The following is a 19,647-nucleotide window of genomic DNA, read 5'->3' on the forward strand; positions in this document are numbered from 1 at the left end:
CAGACTCCTCACTCTCGCCTGCCAGCGAACCATACCTCTGGTGTGTGGTCAAGATTTTGTCTACAATCTTGGTTACCCGATACCTATTGCCGTAGGGATGCTGGTTGCATAGCATCGCCAGCGACGACGAAGACGCCGAAGGAGCGCACACATGGCCGACAATTTGCAGCAGCTGCTCGAGGAGCGGGGGAACATCGTGCAGACGCTCCGCGACTCGAAGCTCGGCACGTACATCTACCCGGTCGTCCCCGCGGAGTTCACGAACTGGCGCAGGGAGCAGAAGGCATGGCGCGAGACCGCGGTGCTCTACGACCAGACGCACCACATGGTGAACTTCTTCATGTCCGGGCCCGACGCCCTGAAGCTGCTGAGCGACACGGGCATCAACTCCTTCGCGAACTTCCCGGTCGACACGGCGAAGCAGTTCGTGCCGACGGCGTCGAACGGCGGCGTGATCGGCGACGGCATCCTCTTCCACGAGGCCGAGGACGACTACGTGTACGTCGGCCGCGCGCCGGCCGCGAACTGGCTGCAGTTCCACGCGGAGACCGGCGGGTACGACCTCGAGTTCCGCTACGACGACCGATCCCCGTCGCGTCCCTACGGCCAGGCCGTGCACCGCGAGTACTACCGCTTCCAGATCCAGGGCCCGAACGCGTGGCAGATCATCGAGAAGCTCGCCGGTGGCACCGTCGAGAAGGTGAAGTTCTTCCACATGGGACACATGACCATCGCCGGCGAGCAGGTGCGCACGCTGCGCCACGGCATGGCCGGCGCCCCCGGGCTCGAACTGTGGGGGCCGTACGAGCAGCACGGCAAGATCCGCGATGCGATCCTCGAGGCCGGCAGTGAGTTCGGCATCGAGCCGTGCGGTTCGCGCGCCTACTCGTCGAACACGCTCGAGTCGGGCTGGATCCCCTCGCCGCTGCCCGCGATCTACACCGGCGGCGACGTCGAGCGCCGGTTCCGCGAGTGGCTGCCCGCGAACAGCTACGAGGCCGTGAACGCGCTGGCCGGGTCGTTCGTGTCCGAGAACATCGAGGACTACTACCTGAACCCGTGGGAACTCGGCTACGGCTCGTTCGTGAAGTTCGATCACGAGTTCATCGGCCGCGAGGCGCTCGAGCGGCTCGACCCCGAACAGCAGCGCAAGAAGGTCACGCTCGCGTGGAACGACGAGGACCTCGGCAAGATCCTCACGAGCGTCCTCGACCGTGACGGCGTCGGGTACCAGTTCTTCGACCTGCCCAATGCCAACTACGGATCGAGCAACTACGACGCCGTCCTCGACGCCGAGGGCAACACCGTCGGGCTGTCGCTCTTCACGGGCATCACCGCGAACGAGAAGCGCGGGCTCTCGTTGGCGACCGTCGACGCCGACGTGCCGATCGGCGCCGAGGTGCGCGTGGTCTGGGGCGAGCCCGACGGCGGCTCCGGCAAGACGACCGTCGAGCCGCACGACCAGATCGAGGTGCGTGCCGTGGTCAGCCCGGCTCCCTACGCCGAGACCGCCCGCACCGAGTACCACGGCGGCTGGCGCACGACCGCGAAGGTCTGAATCTTCATGACCGAGTCCCTCGCCGACGCGATCGCCCGTGTCGGGAGCCCGGTGCAGCTGCTTCGCAACGCGCAGGCGCGGCCCACCGTCTTCCCTGTCACACCCGAGTTCAGCAATTGGCGGACCGAGCAGCAGGCTTGGCGCACCTCGGTGGCGCTGCTGGATCAGTCGCATCACATGACCGACCTCTTCATCACCGGTCCCGACGCGCTCCGGCTGCTCAGCGACACGGGTGTCAACAGCTTCGCGAAGTTCCGACCCGACCAGGCGAAGCAGTTCGTGGCGGTCAACCACGAGGGCTACCTCATCGGGGATGCGATCCTGTTCTACCTGGAGGAGAACTCGTTCGATCTCGTCGGCTGGCACATGGCACTCGACTGGGTGCAGTTCCACGGTGAGACCGGCGACTACGACGTGTCCTTCGAACGCGACGCCAGCTCCATCGTGCGCGAGGGCGACCCCAAGCTCTACCGCTACGAGATCCAGGGCCCGAACGCGCTGGCGCTCATGGAGAAGGCGACCGGTACGGAGGTGCCGCCGACCAGGTTCTTCGGCATGACCACGTTCGTGATCGACGGCATCACGGTCCGGTCGTTGCGCCACGGCATGGCCGGCCAGCCCGGCTTCGAGCTGTTCGGACCATGGTCCGACGGCGAGCGTGTGCGGGCCGCCCTGGTCGCGGCCGGCGAGGATCTCGATCTCGTGCTCGTCGGATCCAAGGCGTACTCGTCGTCCAACCTCGAATCGGCGTGGGTCCCGTCGCCGCTGCCCGCCATCTTCAGCGGCGAGGGCACCGAGGCCTATCGCGAGTGGCTGCCGGCGAACCGAGCGGGCTCGCTGGCCGGCAGCTTCGCGTCGGAGGACATCGAGGACTACTACCTCACGCCGTACGACCTCGGCTACGGCCGAAGCGTGGCCTTCGACCACGAGTTCATCGGGCGTGCTGCGCTCGAGCGGCACGCTGCGGCCCAGCATCGCAGCAAGGTGACGCTGGTGTGGAACCCCGAGGATGTCGCGGCCGCCGTCCAGACGCTGTTCGAGCCCGGGGTTCCGGCGAAGTACATCGACTTCCCGAAGGCCCGGTACGGCCAGTACCAGATCGATCGCGTGCTGATCGACGGCACGGATGTCGGCATCTCGCACGACGCGGGGTACATCACCAACGAGAACGCCTTCGTCTCGCTCGCGAGCATCGAGAACGAGCATGCCGAGCCCGGAACCGAGGTGACCGTGATCTGGGGTGAGGAGCCGAACTCGCACAAGCCCGCCGTCGAGCGCCACCGCCAGGTGGAGATCCGGGCGACGGTGCAGCCCGCGCCGTACTCCGCGTTCGCTCGAGAGAACTATCGCAAGAGCTGATCCGGTCGGGCCGGCTGCATACGGTAGCGTACCTCTCTACATAGGTAAATCCGATCCTCACCGATCCTCACCGATCCTCACCGATCCTCACCGTGGAGGCCGTTCGTGAACTCAGATGCTGTGCGTCAGGCGGTGCGAGATCTGCTGCTCGCCCTCGGCGAGGATCCCGACCGGCCCGAACTCGTCGAGACGCCGCGCCGCGTCGCCGAAAGCTACGCCGAGCTGCTCGCGGGCTACGCGAGCGACGCGGCCGGCATGCTGCAGCCGCTGCCGGGTGACGGCATCGCCGACGGCGAGGCCGTCGTGATCTCGCACCTCGCGTTCCGTTCGATGTGCGAGCATCACCTGCTTCCGTTCCGGGGCACCGCGCACGTCGTGTATGCACCGGGCGAGTCGGTCGCGGGCTTCGGCTCGTTCGCCCGGGCGCTCGAGACGCTGGCGACACGGCTCCAAGTGCAGGAACGTCTCACGGGCCAGTTCGCCGACGCCGTGGAGTCAGGGCTGGGTGCGCGCGGGGTCCTGGTCGTGATGGAGGCCTCGCACGGATGCATGGCGGATCGAGGTGCACGTCAGACCGACGCCCGCGCCACCACGATGGCGAGCCGGGGCATCTATCGTGACGCCCAGCGTCGCAGCGAGGCGTTGCGGCTCATCCCGGTGCACACCTCGCCGCGATCCGATCCCTGGCTCTTCGACGGCGCCGACGCCCTGGCGCCCCTCGACGGAATCCTCCCCGCCGCGGTCAGATCGTAGGCGGTCGGTGGCCGGCGGTCTCTCGGCGGTCGCACCCGGGCCGCCTTCGCCCGCTTCGCCCGCCTCGCGTCAGGCCAGCTCTCGCAGTGCGGCGATGACGCTGAGCATGTGGTCATGCACGGCCAGCGCGGCACGGTCGGGATCACGCGCGACGATGGCGTCGATGATGGCGGCGTGCTGCAGCACGGAGACCTTGGCACGTGCCGGACGCGACGACAGCTTGAACTGGTGGCGCACGCTCTGCGCGTGCAGCCGGGCGAGCACGTCGGAGGCGGTCGCGTGCCCACTGAGCTCGCGGACGCGCACGTCGAGGTACTGGTTGAGTCGCGAGTACTCGGGGAGGTCGCCCTCGGCGACGGCCGCGGCCATCTCGTCTCGGAGCCGCTCCAGCGCGTCGGCATCGGCATCGGAGATCTTCTCGGCCGCCTTGGCCGCGCACAGGCTCTCGATGCTCATGCGCACCTCGAGGATCTCGATCGCCTCGTCGAGGGAGATCGCACGGACTCGGGATCCGCGGTTCGGCAGCCGCTCGACCAGGCCCTCGCTCGCCAGTTCGAGGAGCGCCGTGCGCACCGTCGCTCGGCTGGCGGCGAACGTTGCACTCAGGTCGGCTTCGATCAGCCGTTGGTTGGGCGCGTACTCGCCGCGGACGATCGCGTCGCGGATGAGATCCGTGACCCGCGCGTCGGCACTGCGGGCGCCATCCGCAGCCGTCATGTCGACCGCGCCGCCCGCCTTGGACTCCTCTACGGCTGTCGACATCGCCATCCCCCGGGGTTGATCACATGGTTCGGGCGAGGGCGCGAACCACTATTGTTGACAATATTAGTGGCACCCATCATCAGTGGCACCCATCGTCGAGGGAGTGATGGAGTTTGCGCGTGGCCGTACTGGGCCTCGGGGAGGCGGGGCGCATCTACGCCTCCGACCTCGCCGCCCGCGAGGTCGCGGTCACGGCGAGCGACCCCGCTGCCGGCTCCGCGCCATCGGGCGTCACCCTGGCGCCCGGGATCATCGAAGCCGTGCGCGACGCCGAGGTCGTGCTCAGCCTCGTCGGTGGCGATGCGGCGGCATCCGTGCTCGATGAGGCGCTGACCGGCATCGGGTCGTCGGCCATCTACGCCGACATGAACACGGCCTCGCCGATGAAGAAGCAGCAGCTCGCCGAGCGCGCCGCCGGGCGGGGGGTCGCGTTCGTCGACGTCGCCATCCTCGCGCCCGTTCCGCGCGCCCGCATCGAGACCCCACTCGCGCTGAGCGGCACCGGAGCGAGCCGGCTGCACGAACTGCTCGGCGACCTCGGCGTGCCGGTCGTGGAAGTCGGCACGGACGCGGGCGCCGCCGCCGGGCTGAAGCTGCTTCGGAGCGTGTTCATGAAGGGACTCGCGGCGCTGATCTTCGAGAGCACGACGGCGGCGAGGGCGATCGGCGCCGACGAGTGGATCGCCGACCAGATCGCCTCCGAGCTCGGGCCGTCGGGTCACGACGTCGTGCAGCGCCTGCTCGAGGGCACGCCCGTGCACGCCGTGCGTCGCGAAGCCGAAATGCGCGATGCGCTCGCATTCCTCGAGTCGCTGGGCGCCGCCCATCCGATGACCGACGGCACCATCGCATGGCTGCACGCGATCGCCGAGGGGCGCGATCCCAACGGGACATCGCCGGTCGGCTGAGGCAGGGAAGGAGTCTTCCGGTCGTCGCTCGACGAGATGCTACGACGTGCCCCACACCTCGTCGGCGAGGGCCACGACCGCATCGATCTTCGCCCACTGCTCGTCTTCGCTGAGCAGGTTGCCCTCCTCGGTCGAGGCGAATCCGCACTGCGGGCTGAGCGCGAGCTGCGCGAGCGGAACGATCTTGGCGGCCTCGTCGATGCGGCGGCGGATCTCGTCGTGGTCCTCGAGGGTGCCCGTCTTGGTCGTGATGAGGCCGAGCTCCACCACCTTCTCGCCCTCGGGCAGGAACCGCAGTGGCTCGAACCCGCCGGCTCGCTCGCTGTCGTACTCCAGGAAGTAGCCGTCGAAGTCGCACTCGCCGAGCAGCTGCTCGGCGACCGGCTCGTAGCCGCCTGACGAGATCCACGTCGACCGGAAATTGCCGCGGCACACGTGCGTCGTGATGACCAGGTCGTCGGGCTTGTCGCGGAGCGAGGCGTTGATGAGCGCCGCGTAGCGGTCGGCGAGGTGATCGGTGCGGATGCCGCGTTCCGCCGCCTTGGCCAGCTCCTCGTCGGAACAGAGGTAGGCCCATGCGGTGTCGTCGAACTGCAGGTAGCGGCATCCGGCGTCGTAGAACGCCTGTACGGCGTCACGATACGTCTGGGCGAGGTCGTCGACGATGTCCTCGTGCCCCGAGTACCGGGAGCCGTTGAGGGCGTCGCGCTCGAGACGGAAGTCGAGCACGGTCGGTGCCGGGATGCTGAACTTCGGAACGACGCCGGCGCGTTCGGCCACGCCCTTCAGGTACCGGAAGTGCTCGAGCATGGGGTGATCAGCCGGGAACCCGATCGGGCCGTCGATATGCAGCCCACGCGGGCGGGTCTGCACGCCCTGGAACTGGATGCCGTGGTCGAGCTCGACCACGCTCACGCCGTCGAGCATGCCGAAGAAGTCGAAGTGCCACCAGGATCGGCGGTACTCACCGTCGGTCGCGAGCCGCAATCCCGCGGCTGCTTCTCGCGCGACGAGTCGCTCGATGGCCGCGTCCTCGACGCTGCGGAGGCCGGCGTCATCCAGCTCACCGGCGGCGTGTCGTGCTCTGGCGTCCTTGATGTCATCGGGTCGGAGGAAGCTTCCGACGATGTCGGCGCGGAACGGTGGGTTCACAGACATGGGCTGAGCCTACGCCCGACCTCGCTGGCCGGCGGAGTGTTTCGCCGCATTGCGCCGGAACGCCGTGACGACATGGGATCGATCACGGTTCGGCGGCCGGCGCACCCGTGGAGGCCAGCGACTCCAGGTACTCGAGCGATCGGCGCGAACCGGTCACGAGGGAACGGATCCCGTGCGTGTGATCCCCGACGTCGGGACGGTATGCCGCCGCGAGGTCGCGTGCGACACCGGCGGCGGCTCGTCGCAGCAGGTCGACGTAGGGGAGCGGGGCCGTGCCGTCGTTCGGCACCACGACGCCGATGGCGGCGTACACGGCCCCGCTGGGGCCGATCACCGGCACGGCGATTCCTCGGGATTCGGGGTGGATGTGCCCGTCGGCGACCGCGTATCCCTCGGCACGGACGCGACGCAGGACCGATCGCAGCTGCGATGCGTCGGTGAGCGTGTGCTCGGTGTACGACTTCAGGTCGCTGCCGGCCACGTCGGAGATCAGCGCCGGATCGCCGTTCGCGAGCAGCACCAGGCCGCTGGAGGAGGCGTGCAACGGGATCCGTCCCCCGATGAGCGTGGCGTTCACGACCGCGTCGGGTGTCGACATCCGCTCGATGAAGAGCACGTCGTGGCCGCTCAGCACCCCGAGTTGCGTGTGCTGGCGGACGCGCTCATGCACTGCGCCGAGCCAGGGCCGCGCGATCTCGCGCAGGCCGACTGCTCCGGGCGTGCGGCTGGCGAACTCCCACAGCCGCACGCCCAGACGGTAGGTCCGGTCGGGCAGGCGCTCGAGCAGGCCCTCGCGTTCGAGCTCGCCGATCAGCCGGTGTGCACTCGAACGGGGAATGCCCGCGGCATCCGCGATCTCACTCAGGGTGAGGAACGGATGCCACGCATCGAAGGCCTCGAGCACGCGGAGGTGCCGTTGCAGCACCGACCGGCCTGCAGAACCTCGTGCCACGGCATCCTCCTCGACGACGACGCCATGCTAGTCGATTCCGTTGAGCGGAATCCGATCAGTCGTTGGCGCGGTAGACCGTGCGCGCGAAGTCGTGATACGGCGCCGGCGCGACGGTGGCGCGGATGTTCACCTGGCGGTGCGCCGCGTCGACCGAGTCCTTGCGCGAGATCGGGTCCTCACCCCACACGACCTCGACCTCGTCGCCATCGCGGATGTCGACGTCGAGCGTGGCCAGCGACATGTAGAGCTGGTCGGGGGCGACGTAGCCGGCGTCGGTCGAGATGCCGACGAGTTTCCCGTCCTTGCGCACCTCGTCCATCTGGTAGAGCCCGTAGCGCGCCTTCGGGAAGTCGAGGAACTTGGCCGGCGTGCCGGACTCGACCTGCGACTTCACGACCTCGGCGACGTCGTCGGCGTTCCACAGCAGCGTCACCTTGCGGCGCCGCGGCGACTCGGCGTGCTTCTCGAGTGCCTCGCGTCCGTGGAAGTCGTGGTCGAACCGCACCGATCGCCCCAGGCCCAGGTCGAAGGGGGTCATGTAGTAGTCGTGGATGTCATCGGAGTACAGCGATCCCGCGACGGAACCGGCGCGCGCGGCGGGAAGCCATTCGCGGTACTCGGCGAAGTCCTCGTCGAAGATCGCCGGGAACGGCGTGGGCACCCAGCCCGAGACGAGCGGAGTCGACGAATAGGCCTTCGCGCCGACCCGGCGCACGCCGAATTCCTCGCCGGCCGACAACAGTGCGTCCATGATGACCTCGTTGTCCTCCCAGGGGCCGTAGAACTCGAAGCCGGGCTGGCCTGCCATGCCATGGCGCAGGGCCTTGACGGCCCTGCCGGCGATCTCGAAGTCGCCGATGTGGAAGAACTTGAGCTCGGGCACGGGCCCGCCGAACAGCTTCTCCATGACCTCGTCGGCCTTGGGGCCCTGCAACTCGTAGCGGTAGAAGGTGGGCGGTCCCTGCCGCATGTGCGAGTTCGCCTCGAGTCGGTGGCGGACGTCCTTGCCGGCGGCCTGCGCCTTCTCGACGTTGAACCGCACCCAGTCGATGAGCAGGTGATGTCCGATCAGGACCAGGCCCTCGGGCCCGTCGGCGTTGTAGAAGAGGATCCCGTCGCCGATGAGATACCCGTCCTTGTTGACGGAGATGAGCTGCTTGGCCACGCCGGGGCGGAAGGTGGCGAAGGTGTTGGGCGAGATCGAGCTCAGCAGCGGGATGAGGTCGGTGCCGTCGAGGAAGAGCTGCGTCATGTGATGCGACTGGTCCATGACGGCCACCGTGTCGTTCCAGGCCCGCTGCTCATCGCGCCAGTTCGTGAATTCGGGCGCGACCGGGAACGTGAATGCCGGCCAGTTCTGGTTCCGCAGCACCTCGACGGGGCCGCCCACGCGGTCGATGGCCTGCGCGAGAGATTCGGTCATCTTCGACTTCCTTTCCTTCGCGACCAGCGTAGGGAGGTGGGTCGCGCACGGTTCCTGCCGATTCCGTTCAATCGAATTCCGGGGCCGACGCGCGCGGCCCAGCAGTCAGCATTGCTCCAGGACGTAGGAGCTGACAACGCGGTCGGATGCCGCGGCGCTGCACGCGCGCCGGGGAAAATCACGATTCGACAACCCATTTGGTTCTGACAGCAAAATCGTTGACAATTTGAGTGGGGACTCCGTAACGTCCCCAGCAGGAACACGATCGGGTCGACCCGGCGCACACGCGACGACGCGAGAGGCTGGCAATGAGCGCTCAACTGACAGTGCAGGACGTCAACCTGCACTTCGGCGGTGTTCAGGTTCTCGGAGATGTCGGCTTCACCGTCGAGGCCGGGCAGATCTTCGGTCTCGTCGGCCCCAACGGCGCCGGCAAGACCTCGCTGTTCAACTGCATCAGCGGCCACTATCGGCCCTCGTCGGGCAGCATCAAGATCGACGACGTCGAGGTGCTGCACAAACCCTCGTGGCGGATGTCGCGACTCGGGCTCGCCCGCACGTTCCAGCATCCCGCCCTCCAGTTGAACGCCACAGTCCTCGAGAACGTGATGCTCGGGGTGCACCCCCGCCTCCGTGGTGGTCCGGTCGAGTGGTCACTGCGCCTGCCCTTCACCAGGAAGGACGAGCGCACCCTGCGCGACGAGGCGCTCGGCATGCTGGAGCGCCTCGACCTCGGCTGGGCCGCGCACCGCACACCCGACGAACTGTCGCACGGGTTGCACAAGGGCATCGAGTTGTGCCGTGCGCTGCTGCTGCGTCCGCACCTGCTCCTGCTCGACGAGCCGGCGGCGGGCCTCCCTCACTCCGAGGTCGATCGCCTCATCCAGCTCGTCCGCGGCATCCGCGACGACTTCGACGTGACGATCGTCATCGTCGAGCACCACATGGGCCTGATCGCGGCCCTCACCGAGCGAGTGGTCGTGCTCGACCACGGCCGCAAGCTCATGGAGGGCACGGCGGCCGAGGCGCAGTCCGACCCGCGAGTGATCGAGGCGTACATCGGGAAGGATGCCGCCGATGACGCTGCTTGAGCTCGACAACGTGACCGCCTGGTACGGCCCCGTCCAGGTGCTGGACGGGGTGTCCCTGTCCGTCCCCGACAACGGCGCGGTCGGCATCCTCGGTGCGAACGGTGCGGGCAAGACCACGACGTTGCGGGCCATCAGCGGCGCCGTGCGCACCGGTGGACGCATCACCTACGACGGCCGCGACATCCGGGGCCTGCACCCCGAGCAGGTGGCGAAGCTCGGCATCGCGCACGTGCCCGAGGGCCGTGGCACGCTCGGACAGCTCACCGTGCGCGAGAACCTCCGCGTCGGCGCCTACCTGCGCAAGGATCGCAAGGCCGTCGCCGAAGACCTCGACTACTGCCTCGAGCTGTTCCCCAATCTGAAGGACCGCATCTCGTCGAGCGCGTCGGCACTCTCCGGGGGCGAGCAGCAGATGCTCGCCGTCGCGCGCGCGTTCATGGCTCGCCCGCGCCTGCTCCTGCTCGACGAGGCATCCCTGGGGCTGGCGCCGAGCACCGCGAAGGCGGTCTACGAGGCGATCCGGCGGCTCCGCCTGGAATCGGGGATCGCGATGTTGATCGTCGAGCAGAACGCGAACCTCGCGTTCACCCTCGTCGATTCTGCGATCGTCCTGGAGACGGGGCGAAACGTACTTTCCGGCTCGTCCGCCGAACTCAAGGGCATGGACGAGATCCGACGGGCGTACCTGGGAGGGTGACGGAGTGGATACGTTCATCCAGCTGGTGATCGACGGGCTCGCGCTCGGGTCGGTCTACGCCGCGCTCGCCCTCGCGATCGTGCTCGTCAACCAGTCGACCGGGTTGATCAACTTCTCGCAGGGTGCGATGGCCGTGCTGTCGGCCTACTTCGCGTACGTCCTGATCGGGTGGGGGTTCCCCACGATCCTCGCCATCCTCGGCTCCATCGTGGTGTCGTTCCTGCTCGGCGCCATCGTCGAGCGCCTGCTCATCCGACGCTTCGAGGGCGGCGACCCAGACACCGCGGTCGTGGTCACGATCGGTCTGCTGACGCTCTTCACCGGTATCGCGGGATGGATCTGGGGGTACAACAACCGCCAGTTCCCGTCGCTCTTCCCGCTGGAGACGGTCGACATCCTCGGTGCCGTCGTGAGCGTTCGCTCGATCGGCACGACGCTCACGATCGTCGGCATCATGGTCGTGCTGCAATTGCTGTTCCAGGGCACGAAGCTCGGACTCGCGCTGCGGGCCGTCGCCATCAATCCCAGCTCCGCGGCCTACTCGGGGCTTCCGGTCGGTCGGCTCCTGATGATCGGCTGGGGGCTGGCGGCGGCACTGGGTGCGGTCGCAGGCGCCCTGGTGGCACCGGCGCTCACGCTCACGCCGGGAATGATGGACACCGCGCTGGTGTACGCGCTGGCCGCGGTCATCATCGGTGGCCTGAACAGCCCCCTGGGTGCGGTCGTCGCGGCCTGGGGCATCGGCGTGCTCGAGAACCTCGCCGCGGTGTACGTGCCGTTCATCGGGTACGACCTGAAGATCGCGGTGCCGTTCATCATCCTGTTCGTGGTTCTGCTCGTGCGCCCCCAGGGCCTGTTCGGCAGGAAGGTCGTGGTGCGCGTCTGATGAACCGCATGTCCAAGCTCCTCAGCAATACGTGGGTCCGCGTGGCGGTCGTCGTCGTCGTGGCGGCGCTGCTGCTGATCGCGCCGCTCGTGCTGCCGGTCTTCGCGAACCAGACGTTGACGCGCATGGGGGTCTACGCCGTCGCGGTGCTGGGGCTGAACATCATCATGGGGTACACGGGCCAGGTCATGCTCGGCCAGATCTTCTTCCTCGGGGTCGGCGCCTACGTGACCGCGTACGGGGTGAACAACGACTGGAACATCGTCGTGACCTTCTTCGCCGCCTGCATCCTCCCCGGACTGCTGGGTCTCGTCATCGCCTTGGCGGCGGCCCGGCTCGGTGGCCTCGCGATCGCCATGGTGACGATCGCGTTGCCCATCATCGGCGTGCCGCTCGCGAAGCGGCTCACCGACCTCACCGGAGGTTCGCAGGGCACGTCGGCTCGGTTCTCCAGCGCACCCGACTGGACCGGCCTGGACAACGACCAGTGGCAGTACTACATGGTCATGGTCATCACGGTGATCGGATTCGTGCTGGCGTACAACCTCGTGCGCGGCAAGTTCGGGCGGGCGATGGCGATCGTCCGCGACAACGAGGCGGTCGCGCGCTCGATCGGGATCTCGCCGTACCGATACAAGGTGATGGCGTTCACGATCGCGTCGATCTTCGGCGGGGCGAGCGGGTTCCTGTACATGGTGGCCGTGCAGTACACCTCGCCCGAGACGATGAGCTTCGCCCACTCCATCAGCCTGCTGGCAGCGATGGTCGTCGGCGGTGCGGCCAGCATCGCGGGATCGCTCATCGGCGGCGTGTACTACGTGTTGGTGCCGCAGGTGACCAACGCCATCGATCCGACGGTCACGGCGATCAGCCAGGGCATCATCCTGGTCGCGGTGCTCTTCATCCTTCCGGGCGGGCTCGTGTCGTTGCCCCGCGTCATCCGACGGCTCACGCGCAAGCGCGACACGGCCGTCGCGACATCCCCACAGACCACTTCGCCGATGCACCAGGACGCAGGACAGGCGGCGGAGGGACCCGAAACAGAGAGGCAAGGTCAGTCATGAACATGCGCAAGAGGTACAGGGGCGTCATCGGAGTCGCCGCCATGGCGTCGGCCGTCGCGCTCGTCGTCACCGGCTGCACTCGAGGGGGCGACACCAACACCGGAGAGGACGGCGAGGCCGCGGCGAGCCCCGGGATCACCGACGACAGCATCACCTTCGGCATCACCAGTCCGCTCACCGGGCCCACGGCCGGCCCGGGCAACTGCACCGTTGACGGTGCGCTCGCCTACTTCGGCGCCAAGAACGCCGAGGGCGGTATCGAGTTCGGTGACGGCAAGACCCGCACCGTCGAGATCAAGGCGTACGACGACACGTACGACCCGCAGAAGGCGCTCGCGAACTTCCAGCAGATGGTCGCCGAGGGCGTGTTCGCCGCGGGCATCGGGCTCGGCACGCCGACGAACCGGGCGTGGCGCGATGCCGCCATCGACGAGGAGATCCCCCAGGTGCTGGTCATGACCGGCGATCCCCTCTTCAGCAACCGCGAGGAGAGCCCCTGGCAGCTCGGTCTCGTCGCCACCTACCCGCAGGAGGGTGAGGCGTTCGGTCAGCTGCTCGCCGACTCCGGCGAGGAGCACAAGGTCGCCATCCTCTCGCAGAACGACGACTACGGCGAGGGCTACGTCGAGGGCTTCAAGAATGCCGTCGAGGGAGCCGACAACATCGAGATCGTCGGCGAGCTCACCTACGAGGCCACGGACACCAGCGTAGACGGGCAGCTGACCGAGCTCGCCGCGAGCGGTGCCGACGTGTTCTTCAACGCCATGTCGATCACTCCGCTGGTGATCTCCGCGCTGCAGAAGGCGCAGCAGCTGGGCTGGAACCCGAGCTGGTTCCTGCCGTCGAACACGTCCAGCCCGACGGCGATCCTCGAGCCCGGTGGTGGCGCAGCCTTCCCCGGCATCTACACGGTGGCGTTCTCCGAAGCGGCGGCCAGCCCGGCGTTCCAGGAGAGCGAGGAGGGCCAGGCCTTCATGGCCGCGCTCGGCGAGTACACGAACCAGGACGGCATTCCCGGCTTCCCGCACTGCGTGTGGAGCTGGATCGGTGCCGCAACGCTCGAGCAGGCATTCCAGAACATGGAGGAGCCGACGCGAGAGAGCTTCATGGATGCACTCCTGAACATCTCGGACTTCGACGCTCCGTTCATGCTCCCCGGAGCCGAGATCGACACCACCATCGACGGGATCCCCGCGGTCTCCACGGTCGTGGTGCAGAAGTACAACGGGAAGGGCTATGACACGGTCGAGAACTTCGGCTGATCGCAGCGCCTGACGCGCAACACGAAGACCGCCGCCCGGGCCACGTGCCCGGGCGGCGGTTCTGTTGCGCCGGCCTCGTCGAGGTCGGCGGCGAAGCGATCAGATGGCTTCGCCCTGCTGCAGGCGCGCTGCGAGCAGCGTGTTGCGCAGGAGCATGGCGATCGTCATCGGTCCGACGCCACCCGGCACCGGGGTGATCCAGCCCGCGACCTCGGCGACGGCGGCTTCGTCGACATCGCCCCGCAGTCCCTCGGGAGTGCGGTGGATCCCGACGTCGATGACGGCAGCGCCGGGTCGGACGTGGTCGGCGGTGATCAACCCCGGCCGTCCGGCTGCGGCCACCAGCAGGTCGGCCGACCGCGTGACGTCGGCGAGGTCGCGCGTGCGCGAGTGCGCGACGGTGACCGTGGCGTTGCGTTGCGTGAGGAGCTGCGCCAGCGGCGCTCCGACGAGCGCGGATCGGCCGACCACGACCGCGCGGGTGCCGGCGATCTCGATGCCGGCAGCGTCGAGCAGTTCGATCACCCCGCTCGGCGTGCACGGACGGAGACCGGGCTCGCCTCGCGCGAGCAGCCCGGCGCTGAGGGTCGTCAAGCCGTCCACGTCCTTGTTCGCCGGAATGAGGTCGATGAGGGGGCCGGCGTCGAGGCCGTGGGGGAGGGGCAGCTGGAGGAGGATCCCGGAGACCGCGTCGTCATCGGCGAGCCGGGAGATCGTCGCGGCGATCTCGTCGGCACTCGATCCGCCGTCGAGGTGCACGTGGTGGTCGGCGATGCCGATCGCCGAGGCACGCTTCCGCTTGTTCGCGACGTACACCTCGCTCGCGCCGTCGTCGCCGACGAGCACCGTGGCGAGGCCGGGGGTCTTGCCCGACGCGGCGGTGAACGCGCGGATCTCATCGGCCAGCTGTTCGCTCAACCGAGCGGCGACCGCCTTGCCATCGATCACCTTCGCGCTCATCGTGCCTCGTCCCCGCTCAGGAATCTCATCGATCCCGCCTTCCCGCGTCGTCGTGCACGAGGACATCGCCTCGCACCGACATCCTCGCACGAAATGTCAACAAAATTATGGACATTTCCGATGGGCGGAAGGCATCCTCCCACCGTCACTGCAGTCATCACGCGACGGCGCCCCCGCGACCCGAGGGTCCAGCGAGGGCGCCGGCGGGAGTGCTCCCGGTCAAGCCTGTTGCGGCAGGAGATCGAACGAGACGCGACCGTCGTTCGACACGGCGGCGTCGAGCGTCTTGTCGTCGAGCGTCACGGCGGCTCTCTCGCCCAGGTACACCCGGGCTCCGTCCTGCTCGATGACGGCGTCCCGCTCGTCGGGCGTCGGAACGATCGCGACGGCGAACTCCCTGCCCGCGTCGTCGTTCGTGTCGATCCTGAGGCCGCTTGCCTCGGGCCCATGCCGGCGCGAAACGAGTTCCTTCACCACGACGGCAGCGGTGTCGGTCAGTGTGAGCATGCGCTCCTCCTCTTCGGTTCCTCTGCGATCACGAAGGGCCCACCCTTCCGAGACTCCGACGGCCCCGCCACCCCCTTGCGATCGACGCAACCATGCCGCACACTAGGCGACCCTCGGCTGCGCCGTCCCGCCCTGCCATGTGCCGACGACCACGGCGTGGATGCGCCGTCCCGCCCTGCCATGTGCCGACGACCACGGCGTGGATCTTCCGGCCCCCCGCCCGACGCCGCGCGTCCGCCCGCCTCCTGACTCCTCCCAGCCGGCCGGACTACCCTGAAGCGTGACTTCCGAAGACCTCCTCGTCGAGGCCGCGGCTCCCGAGGAGCCCGCCCCGATGACATTCGCAGACCTCGGCCTCGACGGCCCGGTGCTCAAGGCGCTCGACGACGTCGGCTACGAGACGCCGTCGGCGATCCAGGCGGCGACCATCCCGACGCTGCTCGCCGGGCGTGACGTCGTCGGCCTCGCGCAGACGGGCACCGGCAAGACGGCGGCATTCGCCCTGCCGATCCTCGCGCGCCTCGACGTGGCGCAGAAGACCCCCCAGGCGCTCGTGCTCGCGCCGACGCGTGAGCTCGCCCTGCAGGTCTGCGAGGCATTCGAGCGGTACGCGTCGCACCTGCGAGGCGTGCACATCCTGCCCGTGTACGGCGGCCAGGGATACGGGGTGCAGCTCTCCGCCCTTCGGCGCGGCGTGCACATCGTCGTCGGAACGCCGGGCCGCATCATGGACCACCTCGACCGGGGCACGCTCGACCTGTCGGAGCTGAAGTACCTCGTGCTCGACGAGGCCGACGAGATGCTCAAGATGGGCTTCGCCGAGGATGTCGAGACGATCCTCGCATCCACGCCCGACGACAAGCAGGTGGCGCTCTTCTCCGCGACGATGCCCGCCGCCATCCGCCGGATCTCGAAGCAGTATCTCCGCGACCCCGAGGAGATCACGGTCAAGACGAAGACGCAGACGTCGGCGAACATCACCCAGCGTTACCTCGTGGTGTCGTACGCGCAGAAGGTCGACGCCCTCACGCGTATCCTCGAGGTCGAGAACTTCGAGGGCATGATCGTCTTCGTGCGCACCAAGAACGTGACCGAGGAGCTGGCCGAGAAGCTGCGCGCCCGCGGGTACTCGGCCGCGGCGATCAACGGCGACATCGCCCAGGCCCAGCGTGAGCGCACGGTGAACCAGCTGAAGTCCGGCAAGCTCGACATCCTGGTGGCGACGGATGTCGCAGCCCGCGGCCTCGACGTCGACCGCATCAGCCACGTGGTGAACTTCGACATCCCGACCGACAGCGAGCCGTACGTGCACCGCATCGGGCGCACGGGCCGCGCCGGACGGACGGGCGACGCCATCAGCTTCGTCACGCCGCGCGAGCGCGGGCTCCTCGCCCGGATCGAGAAGGCGACGAAGCAGCCGATCACCCAGATGCAGCTGCCGAGCGTCGAGGACGTGAACGTCACCAGGCTGGCGCGCTTCGACGACCGCATCACGGCTGCCCTCGACCAGACCGACCGCATCGAGGGATTCCGCGACATCATCGCCCACTACATGCGGCACCACGACGTGCCCGAGGTCGACGTGGCCGCGGCGCTGGCCGTCGTCGCCCAGGGCGACTCGCCGCTGCTGCTCGAGCCCGAGCCCGAGCGGCCAAGACGCAGCGAGCGGTTCGAGCGGGACGACCGCGAGCGAGGCGAGCGCGGGGAGCGGCGCGCGGGCGGGCGCGACGCGGATCGCCCCGGACGTCGTCCGCGCGCTGGGTCGAAGCCGTTGGTTCCGTACCGCATCGCCGTCGGTCGACGTCACCGGGTCGAGCCGCGCCAGATCGTCGGCGCCCTCGCCAACGAGGGCGGCCTCAGTCGCGACGACTTCGGTGCGATCCAGATCCGTCCCGAGTTCTCGCTCGTCGAACTGCCGGCCGATCTCTCCGACGAGGTGCTCGACCGGCTGAGCGACACGCGCATCTCCGGACGGCTCATCGAACTACGCCTGGACACGGGCGGCCCGCGTCGACGGGGCGACCGCGGCGATCGGGGAGACCGCGGCGAGCGGGGCGACCGCGGCGAGCGGAGAGACCGGGGCGACTGGTCCGAGCGGCGGGCCGGCGACCGCGCCGACAAGCCCTATCGCAAGCCGCGGCACCGGAACTGAGCACCGCCGTGAACTCGGGCCCGACCACCGCCCATGCGACCGCTGCCCGGCGCATCCGTCGTACGGCCGGCGTCACGGCCGTCACGTGCCTCGCGCTCGGCCTCGGGACCCAGCTCCTCGACTGGTCGCCCGGGGTGGACGCGTTCGCGAGCGTGCTCTACGTGGTGCTCGTGGGAGCGCTCGTCATGCTGATCCGGCCGGTCATGCCGAGCCTCGTGATCGCCTCCATCGCATTCGGCTTCGCCACGACGATGGAGCTTCTGCAACTGACCGGTGTCGCGGCGGCCATCGTCGAGGTGTTCCCACTGGCGCACCTCGTGTTCGGCAATGCGTTCGACCCGTTCGACATCGTGGCGTACGCGGGCGGCGCGATCGTCGTCTTCGTGCTTCGCCACCTGGCCCCAGGGCGCCGGGGCGCGGCATCCGCTCAGTCGACCGCCTGACCCGGCCAGGTCTTGCCGGCCCATGGGTCGTAGTCGACCTCGAGCTCGGCCTGGGCGGGCCGCTCCTTCTCGGGCACGTGCTGCAGGTTCACGCGGATGCGGTACCAGAGCGAGCTCGATCCGCGCATGCCGTCGACGAGCACGTCGGCGGGCTCGAGCTTCGCGACGACCTTCGGGTGCTTCGCCTTCCACCGCTCCAGCCCCTCGAGCGCCTCGGGCTTGGTCTTCGCCCTGGCGACCTCGATGAGCGGCATCGTCGAGGTGCGCCGCCCCGACCCGTCGGATGACTTCGGCGGCTTCTCGGCGGGCCCGAGCTCCTCGGCGAGGGCGAGGAGCCCCTCGAGGCTGCCGACCGCGTCGTCGATGCCGGATGCCGCGTCGCCGCGTTCGGCGAAGCGCTCGAGCACCGTGCGAACGGTGAACTGCTCGGGCCGGCACAACGGCACCTCGCTCCAGTCGAGCGGCGTCGACACCCGCGCGTCGGGAAGCGGCCGCACCGAGTAGGCGGATGCCACGGTGCGGTCCTTCGCGTTCTGGTTGAAGTCGACGAACACGCTCTCGCCGCGCTCCTCCTTCCACCAGCGAGCGGTGGCGAGGCCCGGGGCACGACGCTCCACCTCGCGAGCGAGCGTTTCGGCCGCGAGGCGCACCTCCTTGTACTCCCACCGCGGCTCGATGCGCACGAAGATGTGCATGCCGCGTGAACCCGAGGTCTTCGGCCAGCCGACGAGCCCGTGGTCGTCGAGCACCTCTCGCGCGATCATCGCCACGTCGACGATCTGCTTCCAGTCCACGCCGGGCATCGGGTCGAGGTCGACGCGGAGCTCGTCGGGGTGGTCGAGGTCCTCGGCGCGCACGGGATGCGGGTTGAGGTCGATGCATCCGAGGTTCACGACCCACGCCAGCCCCGCGGCATCCCGCACCACGGCCTCTTCGGCTGACGTTCCCGACGCATAGTGCAGCGTCGCCGTGTCGATGAAGTCGGGATGGTTCTCGGGCACCCGCTTCTGGAAGAACGCCTCCTGCGTGATGCCCTTCACGAAGCGCTTCAGCACCATGGGGCGCCCTCCGGCACCGCGCAGCGCCCCATCGGCCACGGCGAGGTAGTACCTGATGAGCTCGAGCTTCGTGAGACCCGCCTCTGGGAACACCACCTTCGCCGGGTTCGAGACGCGCACCTCGTGACCGTCGATCTCCAAGACCTCGGCCGGGCTCTTCGTCGGGCTCACGAACCCACCATAACCCCGGGGTCTACGCGGGAAGCCGGTCGCACCGAGGGCGCCGACGATGCACGAGGCATCCGCTCCGCCTATCCTCGTAGCGGACCCGGCTGACCCTCGAACCGGGGTCAGGCATCGGAGGCGAGACGAGGTGAGCACGACGATGTCCGATGACGACGGCAGTCGCCACCGGTCTCGGGGACGGCGTGCGGCGCCGTCGCCGTCGCCGTCGTCGGGCCTGCGTGCGTCGCTCGCGCCGGCGATCGCTGTCGTCGAGCCTCGCGTCGCGGCGGCGGGCGCCTGGCTCCACGAGCGACGACTGCACGTGTTCATCATCTCGGCGGCCGTTGCGTCCTTCCTGCTGATCGGAGGCACGGTGGTGCTCCTGCAGCTGTCGGCCCCGCCGCAGCACCACGACGACGCGGCGCCCGCGGTGAGCACGTCGAGGCCGACTTCGACCGAGCCGGCGTACCCGGGCACGCTGGCCCCGAT

General features: G+C 68.7%; 19 protein-coding genes. 12 read left to right on the forward strand and 7 right to left on the reverse strand.

What is annotated here, in order from left to right; genetic code table 11:
• The first annotated feature begins 151 nt into the window (after positions 1–151).
• The 3 genes from HUS56_RS07940 (at position 152) to folE (ending at position 3,670) form a co-directional block, all read left to right on the forward strand.
• Positions 152–1,558: an aminomethyl transferase family protein gene (locus tag HUS56_RS07940; RefSeq protein ID WP_173922847.1), complete on the forward strand. Its 1,407-nt coding sequence runs from the start codon at positions 152–154 to the stop codon at positions 1,556–1,558.
• 6 nt (positions 1,559–1,564) lie between these two features.
• A complete protein-coding gene (locus HUS56_RS07945) occupies positions 1,565–2,917 on the forward strand; it encodes an aminomethyl transferase family protein (RefSeq protein ID WP_173922848.1) in 1,353 nt (450 codons plus the stop codon).
• Positions 2,918–3,022: 105 nt separating this feature from the next.
• Positions 3,023–3,670 carry a GTP cyclohydrolase I gene (folE, locus tag HUS56_RS07950; RefSeq protein ID WP_173922849.1) on the forward strand — a complete coding sequence of 216 codons (648 nt, stop codon included), beginning with the start codon at positions 3,023–3,025 and terminating at the stop codon, positions 3,668–3,670.
• 69 nt (positions 3,671–3,739) lie between these two features.
• On the opposite strand, the gene HUS56_RS07955 is transcribed toward folE, so the two are convergent.
• The gene (locus HUS56_RS07955) at positions 3,740–4,432 is read right to left on the reverse strand and encodes a GntR family transcriptional regulator (protein ID WP_254431344.1); all 693 of its coding nucleotides are present in this window, start codon (positions 4,430–4,432) and stop codon (positions 3,740–3,742) included.
• A 119-nt stretch (positions 4,433–4,551) separates the two neighbouring features.
• Here HUS56_RS07955 and HUS56_RS07960 point away from each other — a divergent pair, with 119 nt between their 5' ends.
• Positions 4,552–5,340: an NAD(P)-dependent oxidoreductase gene (locus HUS56_RS07960; protein WP_173922850.1), complete on the forward strand. Its 789-nt coding sequence runs from the start codon at positions 4,552–4,554 to the stop codon at positions 5,338–5,340.
• Positions 5,341–5,379: 39 nt separating this feature from the next.
• On the opposite strand, the gene HUS56_RS07965 is transcribed toward HUS56_RS07960, so the two are convergent.
• From HUS56_RS07965 to HUS56_RS07975, 3 genes are all read right to left on the reverse strand, one after another.
• A complete protein-coding gene (locus tag HUS56_RS07965) occupies positions 5,380–6,498 on the reverse strand; it encodes a 5-methyltetrahydropteroyltriglutamate--homocysteine S-methyltransferase (protein WP_173922851.1) in 1,119 nt (372 codons plus the stop codon).
• 82 nt (positions 6,499–6,580) lie between these two features.
• Positions 6,581–7,450, reverse strand: coding sequence for an IclR family transcriptional regulator (locus tag HUS56_RS07970; protein ID WP_173922852.1), 870 nt, complete (start codon positions 7,448–7,450; stop codon positions 6,581–6,583).
• A 55-nt stretch (positions 7,451–7,505) separates the two neighbouring features.
• Positions 7,506–8,873, reverse strand: coding sequence for an aminomethyl transferase family protein (locus tag HUS56_RS07975; protein WP_173922853.1), 1,368 nt, complete (start codon positions 8,871–8,873; stop codon positions 7,506–7,508).
• A gap of 308 nt (positions 8,874–9,181) precedes the next feature.
• Between HUS56_RS07975 and HUS56_RS07980 the strand changes: the two genes are divergently transcribed.
• Genes HUS56_RS07980 through HUS56_RS08000 form a run of 5 tightly spaced genes read left to right on the forward strand, consistent with a single transcriptional unit; the run spans position 9,182 to position 13,873 of the window.
• Positions 9,182–9,964: an ABC transporter ATP-binding protein gene (locus HUS56_RS07980; RefSeq protein WP_173922854.1), complete on the forward strand. Its 783-nt coding sequence runs from the start codon at positions 9,182–9,184 to the stop codon at positions 9,962–9,964.
• A complete protein-coding gene (locus tag HUS56_RS07985; protein ID WP_173922855.1) occupies positions 9,951–10,661 on the forward strand; it encodes an ABC transporter ATP-binding protein in 711 nt (236 codons plus the stop codon). Before HUS56_RS07980 ends, HUS56_RS07985 begins: the two co-directional genes overlap by 14 nt.
• Before the next feature lie 4 nt (positions 10,662–10,665).
• Positions 10,666–11,547: a branched-chain amino acid ABC transporter permease gene (locus tag HUS56_RS07990; RefSeq protein WP_173922856.1), complete on the forward strand. Its 882-nt coding sequence runs from the start codon at positions 10,666–10,668 to the stop codon at positions 11,545–11,547.
• A gap of 8 nt (positions 11,548–11,555) precedes the next feature.
• A complete protein-coding gene (locus tag HUS56_RS07995; RefSeq protein ID WP_254431345.1) occupies positions 11,556–12,611 on the forward strand; it encodes a branched-chain amino acid ABC transporter permease in 1,056 nt (351 codons plus the stop codon).
• 2 nt (positions 12,612–12,613) lie between these two features.
• Positions 12,614–13,873, forward strand: a complete 1,260-nt coding sequence (locus HUS56_RS08000) for an ABC transporter substrate-binding protein (RefSeq protein WP_254431346.1) — start codon at positions 12,614–12,616, stop codon at positions 13,871–13,873.
• Between the two features lie 99 nt (positions 13,874–13,972).
• Here HUS56_RS08000 and folD read toward each other — a convergent pair whose 3' ends face one another.
• Complete coding sequence (folD, locus tag HUS56_RS08005) at positions 13,973–14,833, reverse strand: bifunctional methylenetetrahydrofolate dehydrogenase/methenyltetrahydrofolate cyclohydrolase FolD (RefSeq protein ID WP_173922858.1); 861 nt, start codon at positions 14,831–14,833, stop codon at positions 13,973–13,975.
• A 219-nt stretch (positions 14,834–15,052) separates the two neighbouring features.
• Positions 15,053–15,340 (reverse strand): iron-sulfur cluster biosynthesis family protein, encoded by a 288-nt coding sequence (locus tag HUS56_RS08010; RefSeq protein ID WP_173922859.1) that lies wholly within the window; start codon positions 15,338–15,340, stop codon positions 15,053–15,055.
• Between the two features lie 334 nt (positions 15,341–15,674).
• Here HUS56_RS08010 and HUS56_RS08015 point away from each other — a divergent pair, with 334 nt between their 5' ends.
• A complete protein-coding gene (locus HUS56_RS08015) occupies positions 15,675–17,492 on the forward strand; it encodes a DEAD/DEAH box helicase (protein ID WP_173922897.1) in 1,818 nt (605 codons plus the stop codon).
• An 8-nt stretch (positions 17,493–17,500) separates the two neighbouring features.
• Complete coding sequence (locus HUS56_RS08020; protein ID WP_173922860.1) at positions 17,501–17,935, forward strand: DUF2809 domain-containing protein; 435 nt, start codon at positions 17,501–17,503, stop codon at positions 17,933–17,935.
• Here the strand turns inward: HUS56_RS08020 and ligD are convergent.
• Positions 17,920–19,164 carry a non-homologous end-joining DNA ligase gene (ligD, locus tag HUS56_RS08025; protein WP_173922861.1) on the reverse strand — a complete coding sequence of 415 codons (1,245 nt, stop codon included), beginning with the start codon at positions 19,162–19,164 and terminating at the stop codon, positions 17,920–17,922. The genes HUS56_RS08020 and ligD overlap by 16 nt on opposite strands.
• A gap of 142 nt (positions 19,165–19,306) precedes the next feature.
• Here ligD and HUS56_RS08030 point away from each other — a divergent pair.
• Positions 19,307–19,647: hypothetical protein (locus tag HUS56_RS08030; protein ID WP_173922862.1), on the forward strand; the 341-nt coding region annotated here is incomplete at its 3' end.

The organism is Agromyces sp. Marseille-P2726, assembly GCF_902809835.1.
Taxonomy (GTDB): Bacteria; Actinomycetota; Actinomycetes; order Actinomycetales; family Microbacteriaceae; genus Agromyces.

Excerpts from the sequence above, each read along its gene's own strand:
- HUS56_RS08010 (WP_173922859.1), bottom strand. The coding sequence starts at position 15,340 with ATGCTCACACTGACCGACACCGCTGCCGTCGTGGTGAAGGAACTCGTT.
- HUS56_RS07995 (WP_254431345.1), top strand. The coding sequence starts at position 11,556 with ATGTCCAAGCTCCTCAGCAATACGTGGGTCCGCGTGGCGGTCGTCGTC.
- HUS56_RS07980 (WP_173922854.1), top strand. The coding sequence starts at position 9,182 with ATGAGCGCTCAACTGACAGTGCAGGACGTCAACCTGCACTTCGGCGGT.
- HUS56_RS08015 (WP_173922897.1), top strand. The coding sequence starts at position 15,675 with ATGACATTCGCAGACCTCGGCCTCGACGGCCCGGTGCTCAAGGCGCTC.
- HUS56_RS07975 (WP_173922853.1), bottom strand. The coding sequence starts at position 8,873 with ATGACCGAATCTCTCGCGCAGGCCATCGACCGCGTGGGCGGCCCCGTC.
- folD (WP_173922858.1), bottom strand. The coding sequence starts at position 14,833 with ATGAGCGCGAAGGTGATCGATGGCAAGGCGGTCGCCGCTCGGTTGAGC.
- HUS56_RS07940 (WP_173922847.1), top strand. The coding sequence starts at position 152 with ATGGCCGACAATTTGCAGCAGCTGCTCGAGGAGCGGGGGAACATCGTG.
- HUS56_RS07955 (WP_254431344.1), bottom strand. The coding sequence starts at position 4,432 with ATGTCGACAGCCGTAGAGGAGTCCAAGGCGGGCGGCGCGGTCGACATG.
- HUS56_RS08000 (WP_254431346.1), top strand. The coding sequence starts at position 12,614 with ATGCGCAAGAGGTACAGGGGCGTCATCGGAGTCGCCGCCATGGCGTCG.
- HUS56_RS07945 (WP_173922848.1), top strand. The coding sequence starts at position 1,565 with ATGACCGAGTCCCTCGCCGACGCGATCGCCCGTGTCGGGAGCCCGGTG.
- HUS56_RS07965 (WP_173922851.1), bottom strand. The coding sequence starts at position 6,498 with ATGTCTGTGAACCCACCGTTCCGCGCCGACATCGTCGGAAGCTTCCTC.
- HUS56_RS07985 (WP_173922855.1), top strand. The coding sequence starts at position 9,951 with ATGACGCTGCTTGAGCTCGACAACGTGACCGCCTGGTACGGCCCCGTC.